The sequence below is a fragment of the Streptosporangium heterodermiicola genome, from assembly GCF_051390675.1.
Classification (GTDB): domain Bacteria; phylum Actinomycetota; class Actinomycetes; order Streptosporangiales; family Streptosporangiaceae; genus Streptosporangium.
This window is the reverse complement of record NZ_JBPJSR010000003.1, coordinates 213256-228678: the sequence shown is the minus strand read 5'-3', so window position 1 is coordinate 228678 and position 15423 is coordinate 213256. Positions and strand designations below refer to the sequence as shown.

The window sequence follows — 15423 nt, the reverse complement described above, 5'->3', positions numbered from 1 at the left end:
GAGGGCGCGGTGTTCCACCGTGCCGCTGAGATCGTGAAGACCTGGCCCGGCCGGAAGCCACCAACGTCCTTCATCCGGTTCCCGTACCGGTCGTAGAGCGTCGGGGAGCCCAGGGAGGCGACCAACGGGTGGTTCACGCTCCGGACGATCCGCGTGCCGTTTGTCAGGGGATCCCTGACGCATTACGGTGTCAGGGAGATCCTGACACCAAGGAGGACGTCGTGGCACCGCCTGACACCCTGACCGAGCTCGCTCGATGCTCCTTCTGCGGCAAGCCGAACACCGAGGTCGACAAGCTGGTCGCCGGCGCCGGAGTGCACATCTGCAACGAGTGCGTGGCCCTGGCCGCGTCGATCATCGACGAGAGCCTCGGCAGTCCCGCGAAACCGCTCGTGTCCGTCTGGGAGTCGTTGACGGATGAGGAGATGCTGGGCCACATTCCGCGCGTCGCCGCGCACATCGAGCAGGCCGAGGCCGACCTGCGTTCGTGGGTGCAGGAGCTGCGCCGGCGCGGTGTCACCTGGGCCAAGATCGGCGAGGCTCTCGGCATCACCCGCCAGTCCGCCTGGGAGCGGTTCTCCGGCGAGGAGTGACCCGAGGGGCGGGGGCCCCGGCGTCACCGCGGGCCTCGCCGTCACCGCGGGTCTCGCCGCACGCCGCGGACCGCATCGTCGCCCTCACCTGGAAAATCGCCCTCACCTGGGGAAAGATCCTCCACGCCGGGCTTCGACCACCCGGATCCATGACCGCGCGCATCCCCTGGCGGGCTAGTGGGCGCACCCGCACGGGCAGGACGAGCCGGACGGCTCGACGGTGTCGGCCCAGTGCAGGGCGATGAACGGCTCGGTACGGCAGGGGTGGTGCACCCGTTCGCGGGTGATGCGATAGCGGGCGACGGCCTCGGGCTCCTCGGGCGAGCGGCGCGGGACGGGCACGGTGAGGGTGCCGATGTCCTGGTCGATGTGGGTGAGCATGCCGTGGCAGGGACCGCCCAGGCAGATGGCGTTGCGCGGCGGAGCGGCGGCGGTCATGACGGACCGCCCTGCGTCCACCCGCCGGCGGGCGTGTCGGGGCTGACGCTCGACAGCGCGGTGGCCCCGCCGATCCGAAACGTCGTCACGAACCATCACGATACCTTCGCACATTCCGGTATCAAGAGCCGGTATGCCTGGTAGGCAAAGCATGATCTGCCGCTTTCACATCGCATCTGCGAGATTCGGAAGCGTTCGTGTCCCGCTGATTCCGGCGGGCGCGGGGTTCCGACTTGACGTGAACCATGGTTGAGGTACGAACCTGTTCACACGGCGCCGCGAGGGCGCGGACAAGCCCACTGTGACCAGCGGAGGACCGTCATGCCCGAGGAGCCGATCCGGCTAGCGGTGATCATCGGCAGTGTCCGGGAGGGTCGGCTCGGCCCGACCGTCGCGGAGTGGTTCGCGGGCCGGGCCCGCCGGCACGAGGACCTCGACGTCGACGTCATCGACCTGGCGGAGATCCCCCTGCCGATGGTGTTGCCCCGCTTCGGGGCCGGGCCGGCCGTGGAGGCGTCGCGGGCCCTGGGAGCCCTGACGCCCCGCCTGGCCAGGGCCGACGCGTTCGCCGTCGTGACGCCCGAGTACAACCACAGCTTCCCCGCCTCGCTGAAGAACGCCATCGACTGGCACGACCGGCAGTGGCACGCCAAGCCGGTCGGTTTCGTCTCCTACGGCGGCATCTCCGGAGGCCTGCGGGCGGTCGAGCAGCTCCGCCTGGTCTTCGCCGAGCTGCACGCGGTCACCGTCCGCGACACCGTCAGCTTCCACGGCGCCTGGAAGCACTTCGACGACGAGGGGGCGCCGACCAGCCCGCAGAGCTGCGACGGCGCGGCCGGGATCCTGCTCGGCCAGCTGACCTGGTGGGCGCGGACGCTGCGCGAGGGCAGGACCGCCCGCCCCTACACCACCTGACCCGGCCGGGTGCCTCAGGGAATCAGGACGATCTTCCCGGTGGTACGGCGGGCCGCCAGGAGCTCGTGCGCCTTGGCCACCTCGGCCAGCGGCAGCGTCTGGTCCACGTGAACCCTGAGCCGTCCCGCCTCCGCCAGGGCCGTCAGCCGCGACAGGTCGGCCGCCGAGGGGCGCACGCTCACCACCGCGAGCCGTACGCCCAGCTCGGCCGCGCGTTCCCGCGTGATGCCGAGGTTCCTCCCCACCGCTCCGACGAGCAGGCCGCCGGGCTTGAGCGCGGCGGCGGAACGTTCCCCGTACTCGCCTCCCACCAGGTCGAACACCACGTCCACCGGCTCGGTCTCCGCGACGAAGTCGGCGGCGGTGTGGTCGACCAGGGTGTGCGCGCCGAGCTCGCGCAGGAGGTCGTGCTTGGCGGTGCGGGCGGTACCGGTGACGTGCGCCCCGAGGGACGCGGCGATCTGGACGGCGAGGTGGCCGACCCCTCCTCCGGCGGCGTGGACGAGGACTCGCTGCCCCTCGGTGACGCGGGCGATGCCGACCAGCGCCTGCCAGGCGGTCAGCCCGGCCAGCGGGAGCCCTCCCGCCTGCTCCACGGGCAGCGCGGCGGGCCGGTGGACGATCTCGTTGGGCGAGGCGAGCACGTACTCGGCGTAGGCGTTGCCGGCGCCGGGGAAGGCGAGCAGGCCCAGCACCTCGTCACCTGGGGCGAACGCGGACACGCCGGGCCCGGTGGACTCGACCGTGCCCGCGACGTCCCAGCCGAGGGTGAAGGGCGGCGGGCCGAGCAGCGCCCAGAGACCGGAGCGGACCGCTCCGTCGACCGGGTTGACCCCGGCGGCCCCGACCTTGATCAGGACCTGCCCGTGATCCGGCTCCGGCCGGTCGGCCTCGGCGACACCGAGCACGGAAGGGGCGCCGACGGCGGACTGGGTGATGACGCGCATCGTGATCTCCTCTGAGGGGAAGCTCTTCGGGACCAATCGTCGGCGACATCGGTATCTCGTTGAAAGAAGGCACCTTTTGGAGATATAGGTACCTCATGGAAACCTTTTCTGGCCTGCGGGAGCGTGGCGCCGCCAACGCGTACCTGCGGGAGTGCGGCTCACGGAAGGTCCTGGAGGCGATCGCCAACAAGTGGACCTGCCTGCTGGTCGACGCCCTGCGGGACGGCCCGGTCCGATTTGGCGTGCTCCGCCGCAGGGTGGACGGGATCACCCAGAAGAGCCTCACCCAGACGTTGCGGAACATGGAACGCGACGGGATGGTGATCCGCACCGTCTACCCGACGATCCCGCCCCGGGTGGAGTACGAGCTCAGCGCGCTGGGACACAGCGTGGTCACGCTGATGGAGGGCATCAAGGGCTGGTCGGAGAGGCACCTGCCCGAGATCATGGCCGCCCGCGAGCTCTACGACCTCCGCGCGGACGAGGAACCCAGGCCCGTCCAGGTGAGCTGAGCGGACCCGGGCGGGTCGTCGGTCATCACGCGTGCGGGCCCGTCCTCGTGACCTGAGCGAGTCGGGCGTACGGACCCGGGCGTGCGGGCCAGAGCGGACCGAGCATACGGACCCGGGCGTGCGGGCCTGAGCATGTCGACCCGGGCGCGTCACCGGCCGTCACGCGCGACGGCGCCCGCCACCCGGAAGTCGTGTTCCGGGTGGCGGGCGCCGTCGTCTCCGGGGTCACGGGTGGCTCGTGGCCGCCGTGGATCCCCTCCGCGTCCGGACGCTCACAGCCGCCGCGTGATCCCCGGACGTCCTTCCACCAACCGCCTACCAGCCGCTGCCGGACCGGTAGAGCTGGCCACGCACCGCGCCGCCGCCGAACTCGGTGGTGTGCAGGTTGGTGTACCAGTTCTTCGGGTTCCTCTTGATGCCCTGGGCGATGTCGGACTTCACCGACGCGGTGCCGGCGATGCCGGTGACGCCCTTGGGCAGGCCGTTCGTGTCGGCGAAGAAGTCGATCACGACATCGCCGTTCTTGCCCTTCTTGCCCCGGTGGATGTGCCCGTTGGTGGGGGCGGCGAGCCTCTCCCAGATGGTGGCGTAGTAGACCTTCGAGCCCTTGATGCCGACGAGCCACTCGGCGCGGCCGTTCGGGTCGCCGACCTTCTTGCCGGGGGCCGGGACCTCCTGGCGGCCGTCGGCGTTGGAGTGGTAGACGGGGTGCACGCCGGCGGCCAGCACGTTGGCCAGGTTGGTCGGGCTGATCCGGTGCATCTGGGCGCGCACCGCGCCACCCGGGAACTCGGCGGTGTGCAGGTTGAGGTACCAGTTCTTCGGGTTCCTCTTGATCCCGGACAGCAGGCCGCCGTCGTTGATCCTGACGCTGCCGAGGATGGCCTTGCTGCCGCCGGGCAGGGCCTCCATGAAGAAGCCGACCTTCACGTCGCCGTTCTTGCCGGCCTTGCCCTGGTGGATGTGGAACGCGGTGGGGGTGGCCGTCCCCTCCCACCGTACGGCGTAGGAGACCTCGTTGCCGCGGATGCGGACGACGGCGATGGCCTTGCCGTTCTTGTCGCCGACGGCGGGACCGCCGCTGACCGGTACCTCGTTCCTCCCGAGCAGGGTGCCCGCGAAGTAGGCGTCCGCTGTGCCCGCGGTGGCTGTGCCCGCGGTATCGGACCGCGTGACCGTGGCTGTGCCGGCCTGCGCGACCGGGGCGAGGGCCGAGGAGAGCAGGGCCGCGGCGATGGCCACGCCGGAGACGGTGAGGGTGCGCTTGGACATCGTGAACCTCTCGTAGCTGTAAGGGGCTGCTGCGTTCTTCAGCCGGTTGTACGGCGCCACGGCCACCGAAGGTTCAATGTTCAAATACGTAAAAATGCACACAAGGAAACGGCTCTCAGAAGGCTCTCCCGTTCCAGGAGAGGGCTAAGATGCCCCGCTCAGACGGTGACGGTGAGCAGCGTGTCACCGCCGCTCGTGCGCACCTCGAAGCGGTCTATCCCGGGCCGCTCCCAGGCGACCCCGCCGTGCACGTAGAGCGGTTCGGGAGAGCCGGGCACCCCGTAGCCCCGCTCGGGCACCGCCCATCCGGTGACCACGCGCCGCTCGCCGGTCCGGGAGACGGCGACCAGCTCGCACTCCAGCGGTCCCTTGACGCCCCTGAGCTCCAGGGCCGCGTGGGTGCCCCAGCCCTTCGTCTCCAGCACCAGGCCGCCGGTGACACCGGGGGCGCCCGCGCCCGCGACCGGCGTGCCGGCCCGGTAGGCGTCCTCGGCGGGGCCGTGCGCGGAGTGGCCGACGGGAACGCTCCCGCTCCCGTTCTCGCCGGAGATCGAGGTGCCCACCGCGATCCCACCGGCGACCAGGGTGACGGCCGCGGCGGCGCCGATCACGAACGTACCCCTGCGGGCGCGCCGGTCGGCCGCCTTGCGGCGGCGCAGCAGGTTGACCACCTCGGCGGGACCCCGGTCGCCGCTACCGCCACCGGCGTCGTCGCGCTCGTCGTCCAGGGGCCCGACGCCGGCGAGCGCGCCCGCCACCCCGGACAGCTCCTGGAGCTCGGCGGCGCAGGACCGGCAGGTGGCGAGGTGGTCCGAGAAAGCCGTCCGGTCGGGCTCTTCGAGGATGCCCAGGGCGTACGCGCCCACGTCGGTGTGCTCCACCCGCGAGGTCATGCCGTCACCCCTCTCTCCTCAAGGGCGACGCGCAGCGCGCGGAGGGCGTAGTACGCCCTCGATTTCACCGTGCCCACCGGGATGCCGAGCGTCTCGGCGGCGTCGTTCACCGACCGGTCGCGCAGGACCGTCTCGTTGAGGATCTCGCGGTGGGCGGGCGACAGCGAGTCGAGCGCGTCCGCCACGACGACCTGTCGCAGAAGGTCTTCCATCTGATCGGGCATGGGCACACTCTCCAGTGGTCCCTCACCCGCCTCGTGGGGACGCGCGTCCTTACGGCGTTGGTCGTCGATCACGATATGTCTGGCGACCGTCGCGAGCCAAGGCATCAGGGACGACGCGTCGGCGTCGAACCGGTCCGCGCTGCGCCACGCCCGGACCATGGTCTCCTGCACCACGTCCTCGGCCCACTGCACGTCGCCACGGGTGAGCCGTACGACGAAGGAGAGCAGCGGCCGGTGGTACGCCCTGTACAGCTCCGCGACGACCAGTTCGTCGTCGGGGGTGTCGACCGGTCGCAGACGGCGGGACCGGGACCGGTTCGGCCGGTCGCCGGGCCAGGGTGAGGCTTTCACGTTGGGGTTCTCTCCGGGGAAATCGGCCGGCGGGGCGGGGCAGGCGCCCTGCCGCGTCATCACGCGCGTCCCGCGGCGCGCGCCGGTCGGTCGCGACCGGCGCGCGGGGCGGTGCCGCCCGCCTCGTCGTGGGCGCGGAGGCCGGACGGCGGTTCCGCGATCACGGCGGTGCCCGCTGGAGCGGGCCGCCGCGGGGCGTTCACGATCACGCTGTGCCCTCCGGGGGTCGGCCGCCGGACGATTTTCCGGTGTCGGCAGGCAGTACGGCGCCGGATCCCAGAGGGTTCAACAGATCATGTGGATTCTCGATTATCAGCCGAACTAGCTTCCCATAAGGGGAAAGTAGGGCTAATTCCGGGCAAAGACACCTCTCCGAACCGGTGAGCCACCATGGTGTCGCCCAACCGGAAGCGGGGGTGCGGGAGGCGGCGCCGGTCCTCACACGAGAGCGCGATCGGCCCGCCGATCCTCATACGGGGGCGTGACCGGTCCGTGCCGACCCATCGGCACGAGGTACGGCACCGGCCTTCACGCGGCGTGCGAATGCGGAGACGGGGCGCGGGACCGGTCGTCATACGGAGTACGGAGTGTGGAGTACGGACGTCGGGTGGCCGGTCTCGTGAGGCGTGCCGCTCGGGTCGCGGCACGCCGTGGGAGCGGGCCGCGGCGATGTCACAGGACCGGACGGACGTGGGTGATGAGGCGGCCACCGTCGAAGACGTGCAGGGCGATCTGCGGCGGCAGGTCGTAGTCGACCGGGACCGGGGTGTCGAGCTCCCGGTTGAGCCGCAGCGTGGAGATGACCCCCGGGGCGACCGACAGCGGCAGGTCCGCGAAGGTGGTGCTCGCCGCGGTGTGGGCGTGACCGGCGATGACGGCCATCACCTGCGGGTGCCGCCGCACGACCGCCTCCAGCCGCTCCGGGTTCCGCAGCCGGATCGCGTCCACGTACGGGGTGCCCAGCGACACCGGCGGGTGGTGCATGCCGACGATGGCCGGGGTGTCCGGGTTCTCGGCGAGCACGCCGTTCAGCCAGGTGACCGTCTCGTCCTCCAGGAAGCCCTCCGGCCGCCCGGGGACGCTGGAGTCGCACAGCGCGACGGTGAGCCCGTCGAGCCTGAGGACCTGGTTGACCGGCCCGTCGCCGCCCTCGTCGAGGTCGAGCAGCGCCTTGCGGAACGCCGGACGGACGTCGTGGTTACCCGGGCAGATGATCGTCGGATAGCGCGTGGTCAGCAGCTCACGCGCGATCTCGTACTCCTCGATCAGACCGTTGTCGGCGATGTCGCCGGTCACCACGACCGCGTCCAGGGGGCCGGGCAGGTTCTCCAGGTGCCGCATGACGGATCGGGTCCTGTCGATGCTGCGGGGGGAACCGTCGATGTGGACGTCACTTACGTGCGCCAGGATCAGCATCAATCAAGAGTGACATATCCGGCTTCCTGTCGCCGAGCATCCGGGACGGATGGCAGGAACGCACCGGGCGCGGAAAGCCGGTGTGAGAAGGACCCGGACAGACGGGCTCAACGTCGAGCCGAGCGGCCGGGCGCGACGCCGGGTCAGGCGGTGGAGCCGCCGTCCACCACGATGTCGGCGCCGACCACGAAGGCCGCGTCCTCGGAGGCGAGCCACAGGACGCTGCCGGTGATCTCGTCGAGGGAGCCGACCCTGCCGATCGGGAGCTGCCGGCTGATCCGCTCGGCCCGGTCGGCCTCCGTCTCGCCCGGCCGCATGGACATCGGGGTGTCGTGCGGCCCCGGGCTGATCGCGTTGATCCTGATCCCCCGGCCGATGTACTCCAGGGCGGCGGTGCGCGTCAGCGCCGTCACCCCGGCCTTGGAGGCCGCGTAGGCGCCGAGGCCCGGTATGCGCTTGTGCGTCCCCACCTGGGAGGCGACGTTGACGATGACCCCGCCGCCACCGGCGAGCATCGCCGGGATCTCGTGCTTCATCGCGAGGAAGACGCCGGTCAGGTTGACGCCGACGACCCGGGTGAAGTCCTCCTCCGGCAGGTCGGCGACCTCGCCCATGGCGAAGACCCCCGCGTTGTTGATCGCGACGTCCAGCCCGCCGTGCCGCGCCACCACCCGCTCGACCAGCCCGGCCACCGAGGCGGAGTCGGAGACGTCCGCGACGAGGGCGGAGGCCAGGCCGCCGTCCGACTCGATCAGCTTCACGGTCTGCTCCAGCGCCTCCGGGCCCCGGGCGGCCACCACGACGCGGGCGCCCTCGCGGGCGAACCCGCGTGCGACGGCCCTGCCGATGCCCGTGCCGCCCCCGGTCACCAGAACCACCTTGTCCTGAAATTTCATATGTCTCCTTAGTGGATCGATCAGTCCAGAATGGTGAGCGCCTGCGCGGCGGCGTCACGCAGCCGTACCGGGTCCGACGTCCCCTTGCCCGTGAGCCGCAGCCCCTGGAGGAAGACCAGCAGGAAGCCCGCCAGCGCACGCGGGTCGCGGCCGGCGGGCAGCTCCCCCTGCGCCCGCGCCCTGGTGAGCGCCGACGCCAGCGCGGTCTCCAGCGCGGTCCACTCGCCGTCCACGCACCGGGCCACCCGCTCGTCTCCGGGGAGCATCTCCGCCGCCGCGTTACCGATCATGCAGCCCCGCCGCCCCGCGTCCCCCACGGAGTCGCGGACATAGCCCTCCACCAGCTCCCGTACGGCGGGAAGCGCGGGTCCCGGGCGCGAGAGCGTCTCCATGTAGAACGGGCGGCGGATCTCCCGGTAGCGCCGCAGCGCCCGGAGGTAGAGCTCGTGCTTGCCGCCGAACGTGGCGTACAGGCTGGCCCGGCCGATCCCCAGGCGCTCCACCAGGTCGCTCACCGACGTCGCCTCGTAGCCGCGCTCCCAGAACAGGTCGAGCGCCGCCTGGAGGGCGGCGTCCGGATCGAACTCCTTCGTCCTCACCATGGGAAGAACGTAAAACAATCTAGAACGGTCAGTCAAATAAACCGGGGTCCGTCCCTGCCCCTCGTAAGGGACGGACCCCGGTCGTAAGGACGGGCCCCAGTCCTGAGGACGGACCCCGGCGGTTCGAAGGCCGCACGTCACTCCCAGCGGAACACCCGCGCGGCCAGTCCGACCGTGACGAGCACGGTCACCGCCATCACCACCAGGTGCAGCGGCTGCGGCGCGTGCCCCGCCCACGTGGCGCGGAGCGCGTCGGCGAACGGCGCCATCGGCAGGAAGTCCCCGATCCGCCGCACCAGGTCGGGCATGAGCTCCCGGGGGATCCACATCCCCGCCATGAACATCAGCGGGAACATCAGCAGCGAGCCGATGCCCGGCGCCACCTTCGCGTTGGGCGCCACGGCGGCGATCAGCAGGCCCAGGCCCAGCAACGAGGCCGTGCCGAGCACGAACACCCCCGCGAAGGCGAGCGGGCTCTGCGGCGGGACCGAGCCGAGGACGAGATAGCCCAGGCCGACCAGGAGGACGGTGGCGACGATCGCCACCGCGAGGTTGTTGACGATCTGGGCGACCAGCAGCCGGACCGGGTTGACCGGGGTGGTGGACATCCGGCGCAGCACGCCGCTCTCCCGGTAGGTCACCAGCGTCGCCGGCAGGACGGTCAGAGCCATCGTCACCACCGCCAGGATCACCATCATGGCGGGCAGCTGGGTGTCGATGACCCGCTCCCCGCCCAGCTCCGGGACCTTCTCCCGGTAGCCGGGGATCTGCCCGAGCGCGAGCAGGAGGACGAGGGGCAGCATCACCGAGAAGATCGGGCCGGCCGGGTCCCGGAGGAAGAGCTTGGCCTCGGTCAGGAGCATCTTGTTCATGAGGAGATCTTCTTTCCGGTGAGGCTGAGGAAGGCGTCGTCGAGGGTGGCCTGCTCCATGCGCAGGTCGACGGGCACGACACCGGCGGCGGAGAGGACGGTCGTGACCGTGAGGAGCAGGTTGCCGGTGCCGGTGACCGCGACCTGCTCGCCGCTGCGGCTCACCCCGGTGACCTCGGGCAGGGCCTTGAGCCGGGAGTCGTCGAGCGGCCCGGAGAGCCGGAACCTGATGGTCTGCTGCCCGCCGACCATGCCGATCAGGCCGGACGGGCTGTCCATCGCGACCACCCGGCCGGAGTCGATCAGCGCGAGCCGGTCGCAGAGCCGCTCGGCCTCCTCCATGAAGTGGGTGACGAGCAGGATCGTCACACCGTCCTCGCGGATCTGCTCGATGAGCTCCCAGGTGTCGCGGCGGGCCTGGGGGTCCAGGCCGGTGGTCAGCTCGTCGAGGATCGCCACCCGGGGGTCGCCGACCAGCGCCAGCGCGATCGAGAGCCGCTGCTGCTGGCCGCCGGAGAGCTTGCCGTAGGGGGTGTCGCGCTTGTCGGCGAGCCCGACGCGCTCCAGCAGCCTCCCCCAGTCGGCCGGGGCCCGGTAGAAGGACGCGTACAGGTCGAGCGCCTCCCACACCTTGAGCTTCTCCGGCAGCGTGGAGCTCTGCAGCTGGACCCCCAGCCGCTCCTTGAGCTCGGTGTGGTGCAGACCCCCGAGCACGCTGACGGTGCCGGAGTCGGGGACGCGCAGGCCGGCGACGCACTCCACGGTGGTCGTCTTGCCGGCGCCGTTGGGGCCGAGAACGCCGAAGATCTCGCCCTCTTCCACGGTGAACGAGACGTCGTCCACCGCCAGCCGGTCGCGGTACTGCTTGCGGAGGTTGCTGACCTCGATGACCTTCATGCTCACCGACGCTACGAGCCGCGCCGCGCCCGGAGAATCCGTCTACATCCCCGGCGGGGACGGGCCAGGCACCCGTGGGGGGTGTGGCTACCTCCACCCCCCGGCGGCGTCCGCCACCACTGGGCACGCCCGGCCGGATCACCGACACTTGGACCCATGAGGACATACGCGGTGGCGGTGGGGAAGGCGCTGGCCCTGGGGGCGACGGCGCTGGTGGACGTCGTCCTGGTGGTGCTGACCCTCGTCGGGTTCGTGCTGGCGTTCGGCCTGGGGATGGTCTTCATGTTTCCCCCCACGGCCCATCTGATCCGGCATCGCACCGCGCTCGCCAGGAGGCTGAACGGCACGTGGTTCGGGACCACCGTGCCGGTGCCCTACCTGCCTCCGCCGCTGCCGACCCGGCCCCAGCCCGACGGCTGGTACCGCCACGAGCGCCAGCTCTACAAGACGCCGAAGTGGCCCGACTGGAACAACCGCTGGAAGTGGATCGTCGGCGACCCGGCCACCTGGCGGGACGGGCTGTGGCTCTTCCTCAACCCGCTGGCCGTCTGCGCCCTCCCGCTGCTTTCCCTCACCCTGGCCGGATGCGCCGTCCTGGCGGCGTGGTCCGGGGCCCCCGCGGTGCTGCCCCTCGCCCTGGGATGCGCCTCGGCCGCCGCGCTGGCCGCGACGCCGCGCCTGCTGCGGGGGTACGCGTGGTGGAACCACCTGCTGCTGTCCCCCACGGCCAAGTCCGTGCTCGCGGCGCGGATCCAGCGACTCGACCAGGCGCGCCTGGCGACGGTCGACTCCCAGGCCTCCGAGCTGCGGCGGATCGAGCGCGACCTGCACGACGGGGCGCAGGCGAGGCTCGTCGCGATGGGCATGACGCTCGGCGCGGTCGAGGAACTGATGGAGAAGGACCCGGTGGCGGCGAAGGCCCTGCTCGCCAAGGTCAGGGAGGCCTCCTCCACGGCGCTCGTCGAGCTGCGCGACCTCGTCAAGGGAATCCACCCGCCGGTCCTGGCCGAGCGCGGCCTCGGCGACGCCGTGCGCGCCCTCGCGCTGGACAGCCCGCTGAAGGTCACGGTCACCGTGGACCTGGACATCCGCCCCGACTCGCCCGTGGAGTCGGCCGCCTACTTCTCGATCAGCGAGCTCCTCACCAACGCGGCCCGCCACGGCGGCGCCGAACGGGCGTGGGTCGACATCAGCAGCAACGACCACGCGCTGCGCGTGGTGGTCACCGACGACGGCTCGGGGGGCGCCGACCCGTCCCTCGGCAGCGGCCTGCGCGGCATCGAGCGCAGGCTGGCGGCCTTCGACGGGGTGCTCGCGGTGAGCAGCCCGCGGGGCGGCCCGACCACCGCCACCTTCGACCTGCCCAACGCCCTTCTGAGTGACAAGGGGCCGGACTGCACGCCGTCCCTGCCCCGAGGCAAGGCGGCCATCGTCGGGATCTGCTGGGGTATCGGCTGGCTCCCGCTCTTCCCGCAGGGACTGGTGGCGATGTTCATGAAGATCTTCGGCGCCGAGCACCGCAGCTGGTTCCTCGCTCTCTACCTGCCCGAGCTCCTGCAGTGGCCGCTGATCGTCTTCAACATCCTCCTGGGCCTGTCCATGTACGCCGCGGGCATGCTCATCCCCGTCATGCACGCCCGCCAGCAGCGGCTGGCGGAGGTCCTGCCGACCCGCCTATGGTTGGGCCGGTGAGCCTGAGAGTCGTCATCGCCGAAGACCTGTACCTCCTGCGCGACGGCCTGGTCCACCTGCTCCAGGCACACGACTTCGAGGTGGTGGCCGCCGTCGAGTCGGGGCCCGAGCTGCTGAGGGCGCTGACCGGGCTGCGGCCCGACGTGGCGGTGGTCGACGTACGCCTCCCGCCCACGTTCACCGACGAGGGGCTCCAGGCCGCGCTGGCGGCGCGCCGGGCCGTCCCCGGCCTGCCGGTGCTCGTGCTGTCCCAGCACGTCGAGCAGCTGTACGCGCGGGAGCTCCTGGCCGACGGCTCGGGGGCGATCGGCTATCTCCTCAAGGACCGGGTCTTCAACGCCGAGCAGTTCGTCGACGCGGTCCGCCGGGTCGCCGCGGGCGGCACCGCGATGGACCCCGAGGTGATCGCCAAGCTGCTGGCCAGCACCGCCAGGCACCAGCCGCTCGGCGCGCTCACCCCGCGCGAGCGCGAGGTGCTGGAGCTGATGGCCGAGGGCCGTTCCAACGCGGCCATCTCCCAGCGCCTGTTCCTCAGCGAGAGCGCGGTCGGCAAGCACACGGCCAGCATCTTCGCCAAGCTCGACCTCGCCCCCTCCGACGACGACAACCGCCGCGTGCTCGCCGTCCTGACCTACCTCAACGCCGCCCGCGGCTGACGCTCCCGGTCCCGCCGTCCCGACCCGTCTCAACGCCGCCCGCGCCGGCGCTCCCCGCTCCTTCCCCGCCCCCTTTCTCCCCGGCCGGGTAACGGTTCTGTCGGTCTCAGCGGATAACGTGCTGTGGAGTACGGCTTCCGCGTGTGGGGTGCCGTTCGGGACGAAGGGATGATCAGGTGAAGTTCCGGGTTAACCGTGATGTCCTGGCCGACGCGGTGGCCTGGGTGGCCCGGGTGCTGCCGAACCGGCCGGCCATTCCCGTCCTCTCCGGCCTGCTCCTGGAGGCCGACGACGGAGACCTCGTGCTCTCCGCCTTCGACTACGACGTCTCCGCCCGCGTCTCGATCGACGCGGTCGTGGCGGAGCCCGGCCGGGTGCTCATCCCCGGCCGGATCCTCGCGGAGATCACCCGCAGCCTGCCCGGCGAGGTGGTGGAGGTGCTCACCAGCGGTTCCGAGGCGGTCCTGACCTGCGGCAGCGCGGAGTTCGGGCTGCTGACCATGCCGGTCGAGGACTTCCCTTCCCTCCCGGAGATGCCGCCGAAGATCGGCGCGGTCGGCGGCGTGGTCTTCGCGAGCGCGGTCGGGCAGGTGGCTCCGGCGGCCAGCCGCGACGAGAGCCTCCCCATGCTGACCGGCATCCGGGTCGACATCTCCGGTGACGACGTGACCATGGCCGCCACCGACCGCTACCGCATCGCGGCCAGGGAGTTCGGCTGGCGCCCCGAGACGGCCGGGGCCACGGCCGCCGCGATGGTGCCGGCGCGGGTGCTCGTCGACGTGGCGAGGTCGCTGCGCGGCGGCGAGGTGTCGGTGGCGCTTGGCGACGGCGTGGCCGGTTTCGAGAGCGTCGGCCGGGCCACCACGGTCCGCCTGCTCGACGAGCAGTTCATCGACTACCGCTCGCGGCTGACCGACGACTGGTCGATCCGGGCCGACCTGCCGGTGGCGCCGTTCATCGACGCGATCAAGCGGGTGACGCTCGTCGCCGAGCGCAACACCGCGGTCCGGCTCTCCTTCGGCCAGGGGCAGGTCCTCATCCAGGCGGGCGGGGGTGACATCGGCCGAGGCACCGAGGTCGTCGACGCCGAGCTGTCCGGCGGCGACATCCAGATCGCCTTCCAGTCCCAGTTCCTGCTCGACGGCCTGAGCGGGGTCGAGACCGAGCTCGTCCGGCTCAACATGGAGTCGCCGAGCCGCCCGGCCCTCATCACGGAGGTCCCCGGCGACGCCGACCCCTCCTTCCGCTACCTCGTGATGTCCCTGCGCCTGACCTGACCGCCCGACGGCGCTCCGGCACAGAGCCGACCACCGGGGCCTCGGGCACAGAGCCACGCGACGTCCGTGTTACCGCCCGGCGCCCCGGGCCTCAGGTCTCATGCCTCAGGCCCGGAACCATGCCTGGCACCACAGGACGGCCCTCTCATGACGCGGGCCCCCTCACCAGAAGGTGAGGGGGCCCGCGTCATGAGAGGGTGAAGAAGGACAGGGCTCAGAGAGAGAGCTCCTGCTCCTCCGTCAGGGCGATCAGGATGTGCTCCATGCACGCGTGCCCCGCGCGCTCGGCGGCGGCGGCGTCACCGACGGCGATGGCGCGGGCGATCGCCTCGTGCGGGATGTACGTGCTGTTCAGGGTGCTGTTCAGCGAGGTCCCCGCGGCGGTGATGCTGGCACGCAGCGCCGCCGAGAAGTCCTCGTAGAGATCGATCAGCACGAGGTTGTGGGTGGCGCGAACGACCGCCATGTGGAAGGCGAGGTCGGCCTCGACGAACGCGTCGGGCTCTCCCCGCTCCCAGGCCCGCTCCCGCTCGCCCAGCGCCGCCTCGATCCCGGCGATGTCGGCGTCGGTGCGCCGGGTGGCGGCCAGCCTGGCGGCCTCCACCTCCAGCGCGCGCCGCACCTCCAGGATCTCCAGCTGCTCGGCGGTGCGCAGCCGTCGCAGCATGGCCCCGGAGAGCTCGCTCGTGGCACGGACGTACGTCCCGTCGCCCTGGCGGCACTCCAGCAACCCGGCGTGGGTGAGCGCGCGCACCGCCTCGCGCACGGTGTTGCGCCCCACGCCGAGCTGCTCGGCGAGCACGGTCTCGGTAGGAATCTTCGCGTGCATCTGCCAGGAGTTAGAAGTGATCTGCTCCTTGAGTTGATCGATCACTTGGTCGACGAGGGATGCTCGCTGCGCCGTACGCAGACTCACCGTCCGCCTCCTCCGGAGAAACCAATCATCCTACGAATCAATGACTGGTAGACCC

At 71.5% G+C, this 15423-nt stretch carries 17 protein-coding genes; 6 read left to right on the top strand and 11 right to left on the bottom strand.

Translation table 11 applies throughout. The features are described from left to right. The first annotated feature begins 221 nt into the window (after positions 1-221). On the top strand, positions 222-593 hold the full coding sequence (locus tag ACSC1Q_RS08195; protein ID WP_436758051.1) for a ClpX C4-type zinc finger protein: 372 nt from the start codon (positions 222-224) through the stop codon (positions 591-593). Positions 594-767: 174 nt separating this feature from the next. On the opposite strand, the gene ACSC1Q_RS08190 is transcribed toward ACSC1Q_RS08195, so the two are convergent. After that, positions 768-1031: a hypothetical protein gene (locus tag ACSC1Q_RS08190; RefSeq protein WP_436758050.1), complete on the bottom strand. Its 264-nt coding sequence runs from the start codon at positions 1029-1031 to the stop codon at positions 768-770. Between the two features lie 321 nt (positions 1032-1352). On the opposite strand from ACSC1Q_RS08190, the gene ACSC1Q_RS08185 reads away from it, so the two are divergent. Beyond that, positions 1353-1946, top strand: coding sequence for an NADPH-dependent FMN reductase (locus ACSC1Q_RS08185; RefSeq protein ID WP_436758049.1), 594 nt, complete (start codon positions 1353-1355; stop codon positions 1944-1946). 14 nt (positions 1947-1960) lie between these two features. Here ACSC1Q_RS08185 and ACSC1Q_RS08180 read toward each other — a convergent pair whose 3' ends face one another. Next, complete coding sequence (locus ACSC1Q_RS08180) at positions 1961-2893, bottom strand: NADP-dependent oxidoreductase (protein WP_436758048.1); 933 nt, start codon at positions 2891-2893, stop codon at positions 1961-1963. Positions 2894-2988: 95 nt separating this feature from the next. Here ACSC1Q_RS08180 and ACSC1Q_RS08175 point away from each other — a divergent pair, with 95 nt between their 5' ends. Then, positions 2989-3405, top strand: coding sequence for a winged helix-turn-helix transcriptional regulator (locus ACSC1Q_RS08175; protein ID WP_436758047.1), 417 nt, complete (start codon positions 2989-2991; stop codon positions 3403-3405). A 315-nt stretch (positions 3406-3720) separates the two neighbouring features. Here ACSC1Q_RS08175 and ACSC1Q_RS08170 read toward each other — a convergent pair whose 3' ends face one another. The 8 genes from ACSC1Q_RS08170 to ACSC1Q_RS08135 form a co-directional block, all read right to left on the bottom strand. After that, on the bottom strand, positions 3721-4761 hold the full coding sequence (locus tag ACSC1Q_RS08170) for a CHRD domain-containing protein (protein ID WP_436758046.1): 1041 nt from the start codon (positions 4759-4761) through the stop codon (positions 3721-3723). Positions 4762-4835: 74 nt separating this feature from the next. Further along, a complete protein-coding gene (locus ACSC1Q_RS08165) occupies positions 4836-5570 on the bottom strand; it encodes an anti-sigma factor family protein (protein WP_436758045.1) in 735 nt (244 codons plus the stop codon). After that, on the bottom strand, positions 5567-6145 hold the full coding sequence (locus ACSC1Q_RS08160; protein ID WP_436758044.1) for a sigma-70 family RNA polymerase sigma factor: 579 nt from the start codon (positions 6143-6145) through the stop codon (positions 5567-5569). Before ACSC1Q_RS08160 ends, ACSC1Q_RS08165 begins: the two co-directional genes overlap by 4 nt. A 672-nt stretch (positions 6146-6817) precedes the next feature. Then, positions 6818-7561 carry a phosphodiesterase gene (locus ACSC1Q_RS08155; RefSeq protein WP_436758043.1) on the bottom strand — a complete coding sequence of 248 codons (744 nt, stop codon included), beginning with the start codon at positions 7559-7561 and terminating at the stop codon, positions 6818-6820. A 143-nt stretch (positions 7562-7704) separates the two neighbouring features. Next, positions 7705-8457 (bottom strand): SDR family NAD(P)-dependent oxidoreductase, encoded by a 753-nt coding sequence (locus ACSC1Q_RS08150; RefSeq protein WP_436758042.1) that lies wholly within the window; start codon positions 8455-8457, stop codon positions 7705-7707. Positions 8458-8477: 20 nt separating this feature from the next. Continuing rightward, positions 8478-9059, bottom strand: a complete 582-nt coding sequence (locus ACSC1Q_RS08145) for a TetR/AcrR family transcriptional regulator (RefSeq protein ID WP_436758041.1) — start codon at positions 9057-9059, stop codon at positions 8478-8480. Between the two features lie 137 nt (positions 9060-9196). Beyond that, positions 9197-9931, bottom strand: a complete 735-nt coding sequence (locus ACSC1Q_RS08140) for an ABC transporter permease (protein ID WP_436758040.1) — start codon at positions 9929-9931, stop codon at positions 9197-9199. After that, positions 9928-10827: an ABC transporter ATP-binding protein gene (locus ACSC1Q_RS08135; protein ID WP_436758039.1), complete on the bottom strand. Its 900-nt coding sequence runs from the start codon at positions 10825-10827 to the stop codon at positions 9928-9930. The genes ACSC1Q_RS08140 and ACSC1Q_RS08135 overlap by 4 nt, the downstream gene beginning before the upstream one ends. Before the next feature lie 156 nt (positions 10828-10983). On the opposite strand from ACSC1Q_RS08135, the gene ACSC1Q_RS08130 reads away from it, so the two are divergent. The 3 genes from ACSC1Q_RS08130 to dnaN all read left to right on the top strand — a co-directional run bounded on the left by ACSC1Q_RS08130 (position 10984) and on the right by dnaN (position 14452). Continuing rightward, positions 10984-12519, top strand: a complete 1536-nt coding sequence (locus tag ACSC1Q_RS08130; RefSeq protein WP_436758038.1) for a sensor histidine kinase — start codon at positions 10984-10986, stop codon at positions 12517-12519. Positions 12520-12521: 2 nt separating this feature from the next. Next, on the top strand, positions 12522-13175 hold the full coding sequence (locus ACSC1Q_RS08125; protein WP_436758363.1) for a response regulator: 654 nt from the start codon (positions 12522-12524) through the stop codon (positions 13173-13175). Between the two features lie 176 nt (positions 13176-13351). Then, on the top strand, positions 13352-14452 hold the full coding sequence (gene dnaN / locus ACSC1Q_RS08120) for a DNA polymerase III subunit beta (RefSeq protein ID WP_436758037.1): 1101 nt from the start codon (positions 13352-13354) through the stop codon (positions 14450-14452). 214 nt (positions 14453-14666) lie between these two features. On the opposite strand, the gene ACSC1Q_RS08115 is transcribed toward dnaN, so the two are convergent. After that, a complete protein-coding gene (locus ACSC1Q_RS08115) occupies positions 14667-15368 on the bottom strand; it encodes a FadR/GntR family transcriptional regulator (RefSeq protein ID WP_436758036.1) in 702 nt (233 codons plus the stop codon). Positions 15369-15423 lie beyond the last annotated feature (55 nt).

Coding starts and splice junctions, on each gene's coding strand:
- ACSC1Q_RS08190 (WP_436758050.1), bottom strand. CDS start 1,031: ATGACCGCCGCCGCTCCGCCGCGCAACGCCATCTGCCTGGGCGGTCCC.
- ACSC1Q_RS08185 (WP_436758049.1), top strand. CDS start 1,353: ATGCCCGAGGAGCCGATCCGGCTAGCGGTGATCATCGGCAGTGTCCGG.
- ACSC1Q_RS08180 (WP_436758048.1), bottom strand. CDS start 2,893: ATGCGCGTCATCACCCAGTCCGCCGTCGGCGCCCCTTCCGTGCTCGGT.
- ACSC1Q_RS08175 (WP_436758047.1), top strand. CDS start 2,989: ATGGAAACCTTTTCTGGCCTGCGGGAGCGTGGCGCCGCCAACGCGTAC.
- ACSC1Q_RS08165 (WP_436758045.1), bottom strand. CDS start 5,570: ATGACCTCGCGGGTGGAGCACACCGACGTGGGCGCGTACGCCCTGGGC.
- ACSC1Q_RS08155 (WP_436758043.1), bottom strand. CDS start 7,561: ATGCTGATCCTGGCGCACGTAAGTGACGTCCACATCGACGGTTCCCCC.
- ACSC1Q_RS08150 (WP_436758042.1), bottom strand. CDS start 8,457: ATGAAATTTCAGGACAAGGTGGTTCTGGTGACCGGGGGCGGCACGGGC.
- ACSC1Q_RS08145 (WP_436758041.1), bottom strand. CDS start 9,059: ATGGTGAGGACGAAGGAGTTCGATCCGGACGCCGCCCTCCAGGCGGCG.
- ACSC1Q_RS08140 (WP_436758040.1), bottom strand. CDS start 9,931: ATGAACAAGATGCTCCTGACCGAGGCCAAGCTCTTCCTCCGGGACCCG.
- ACSC1Q_RS08135 (WP_436758039.1), bottom strand. CDS start 10,827: ATGAAGGTCATCGAGGTCAGCAACCTCCGCAAGCAGTACCGCGACCGG.
- ACSC1Q_RS08130 (WP_436758038.1), top strand. CDS start 10,984: ATGAGGACATACGCGGTGGCGGTGGGGAAGGCGCTGGCCCTGGGGGCG.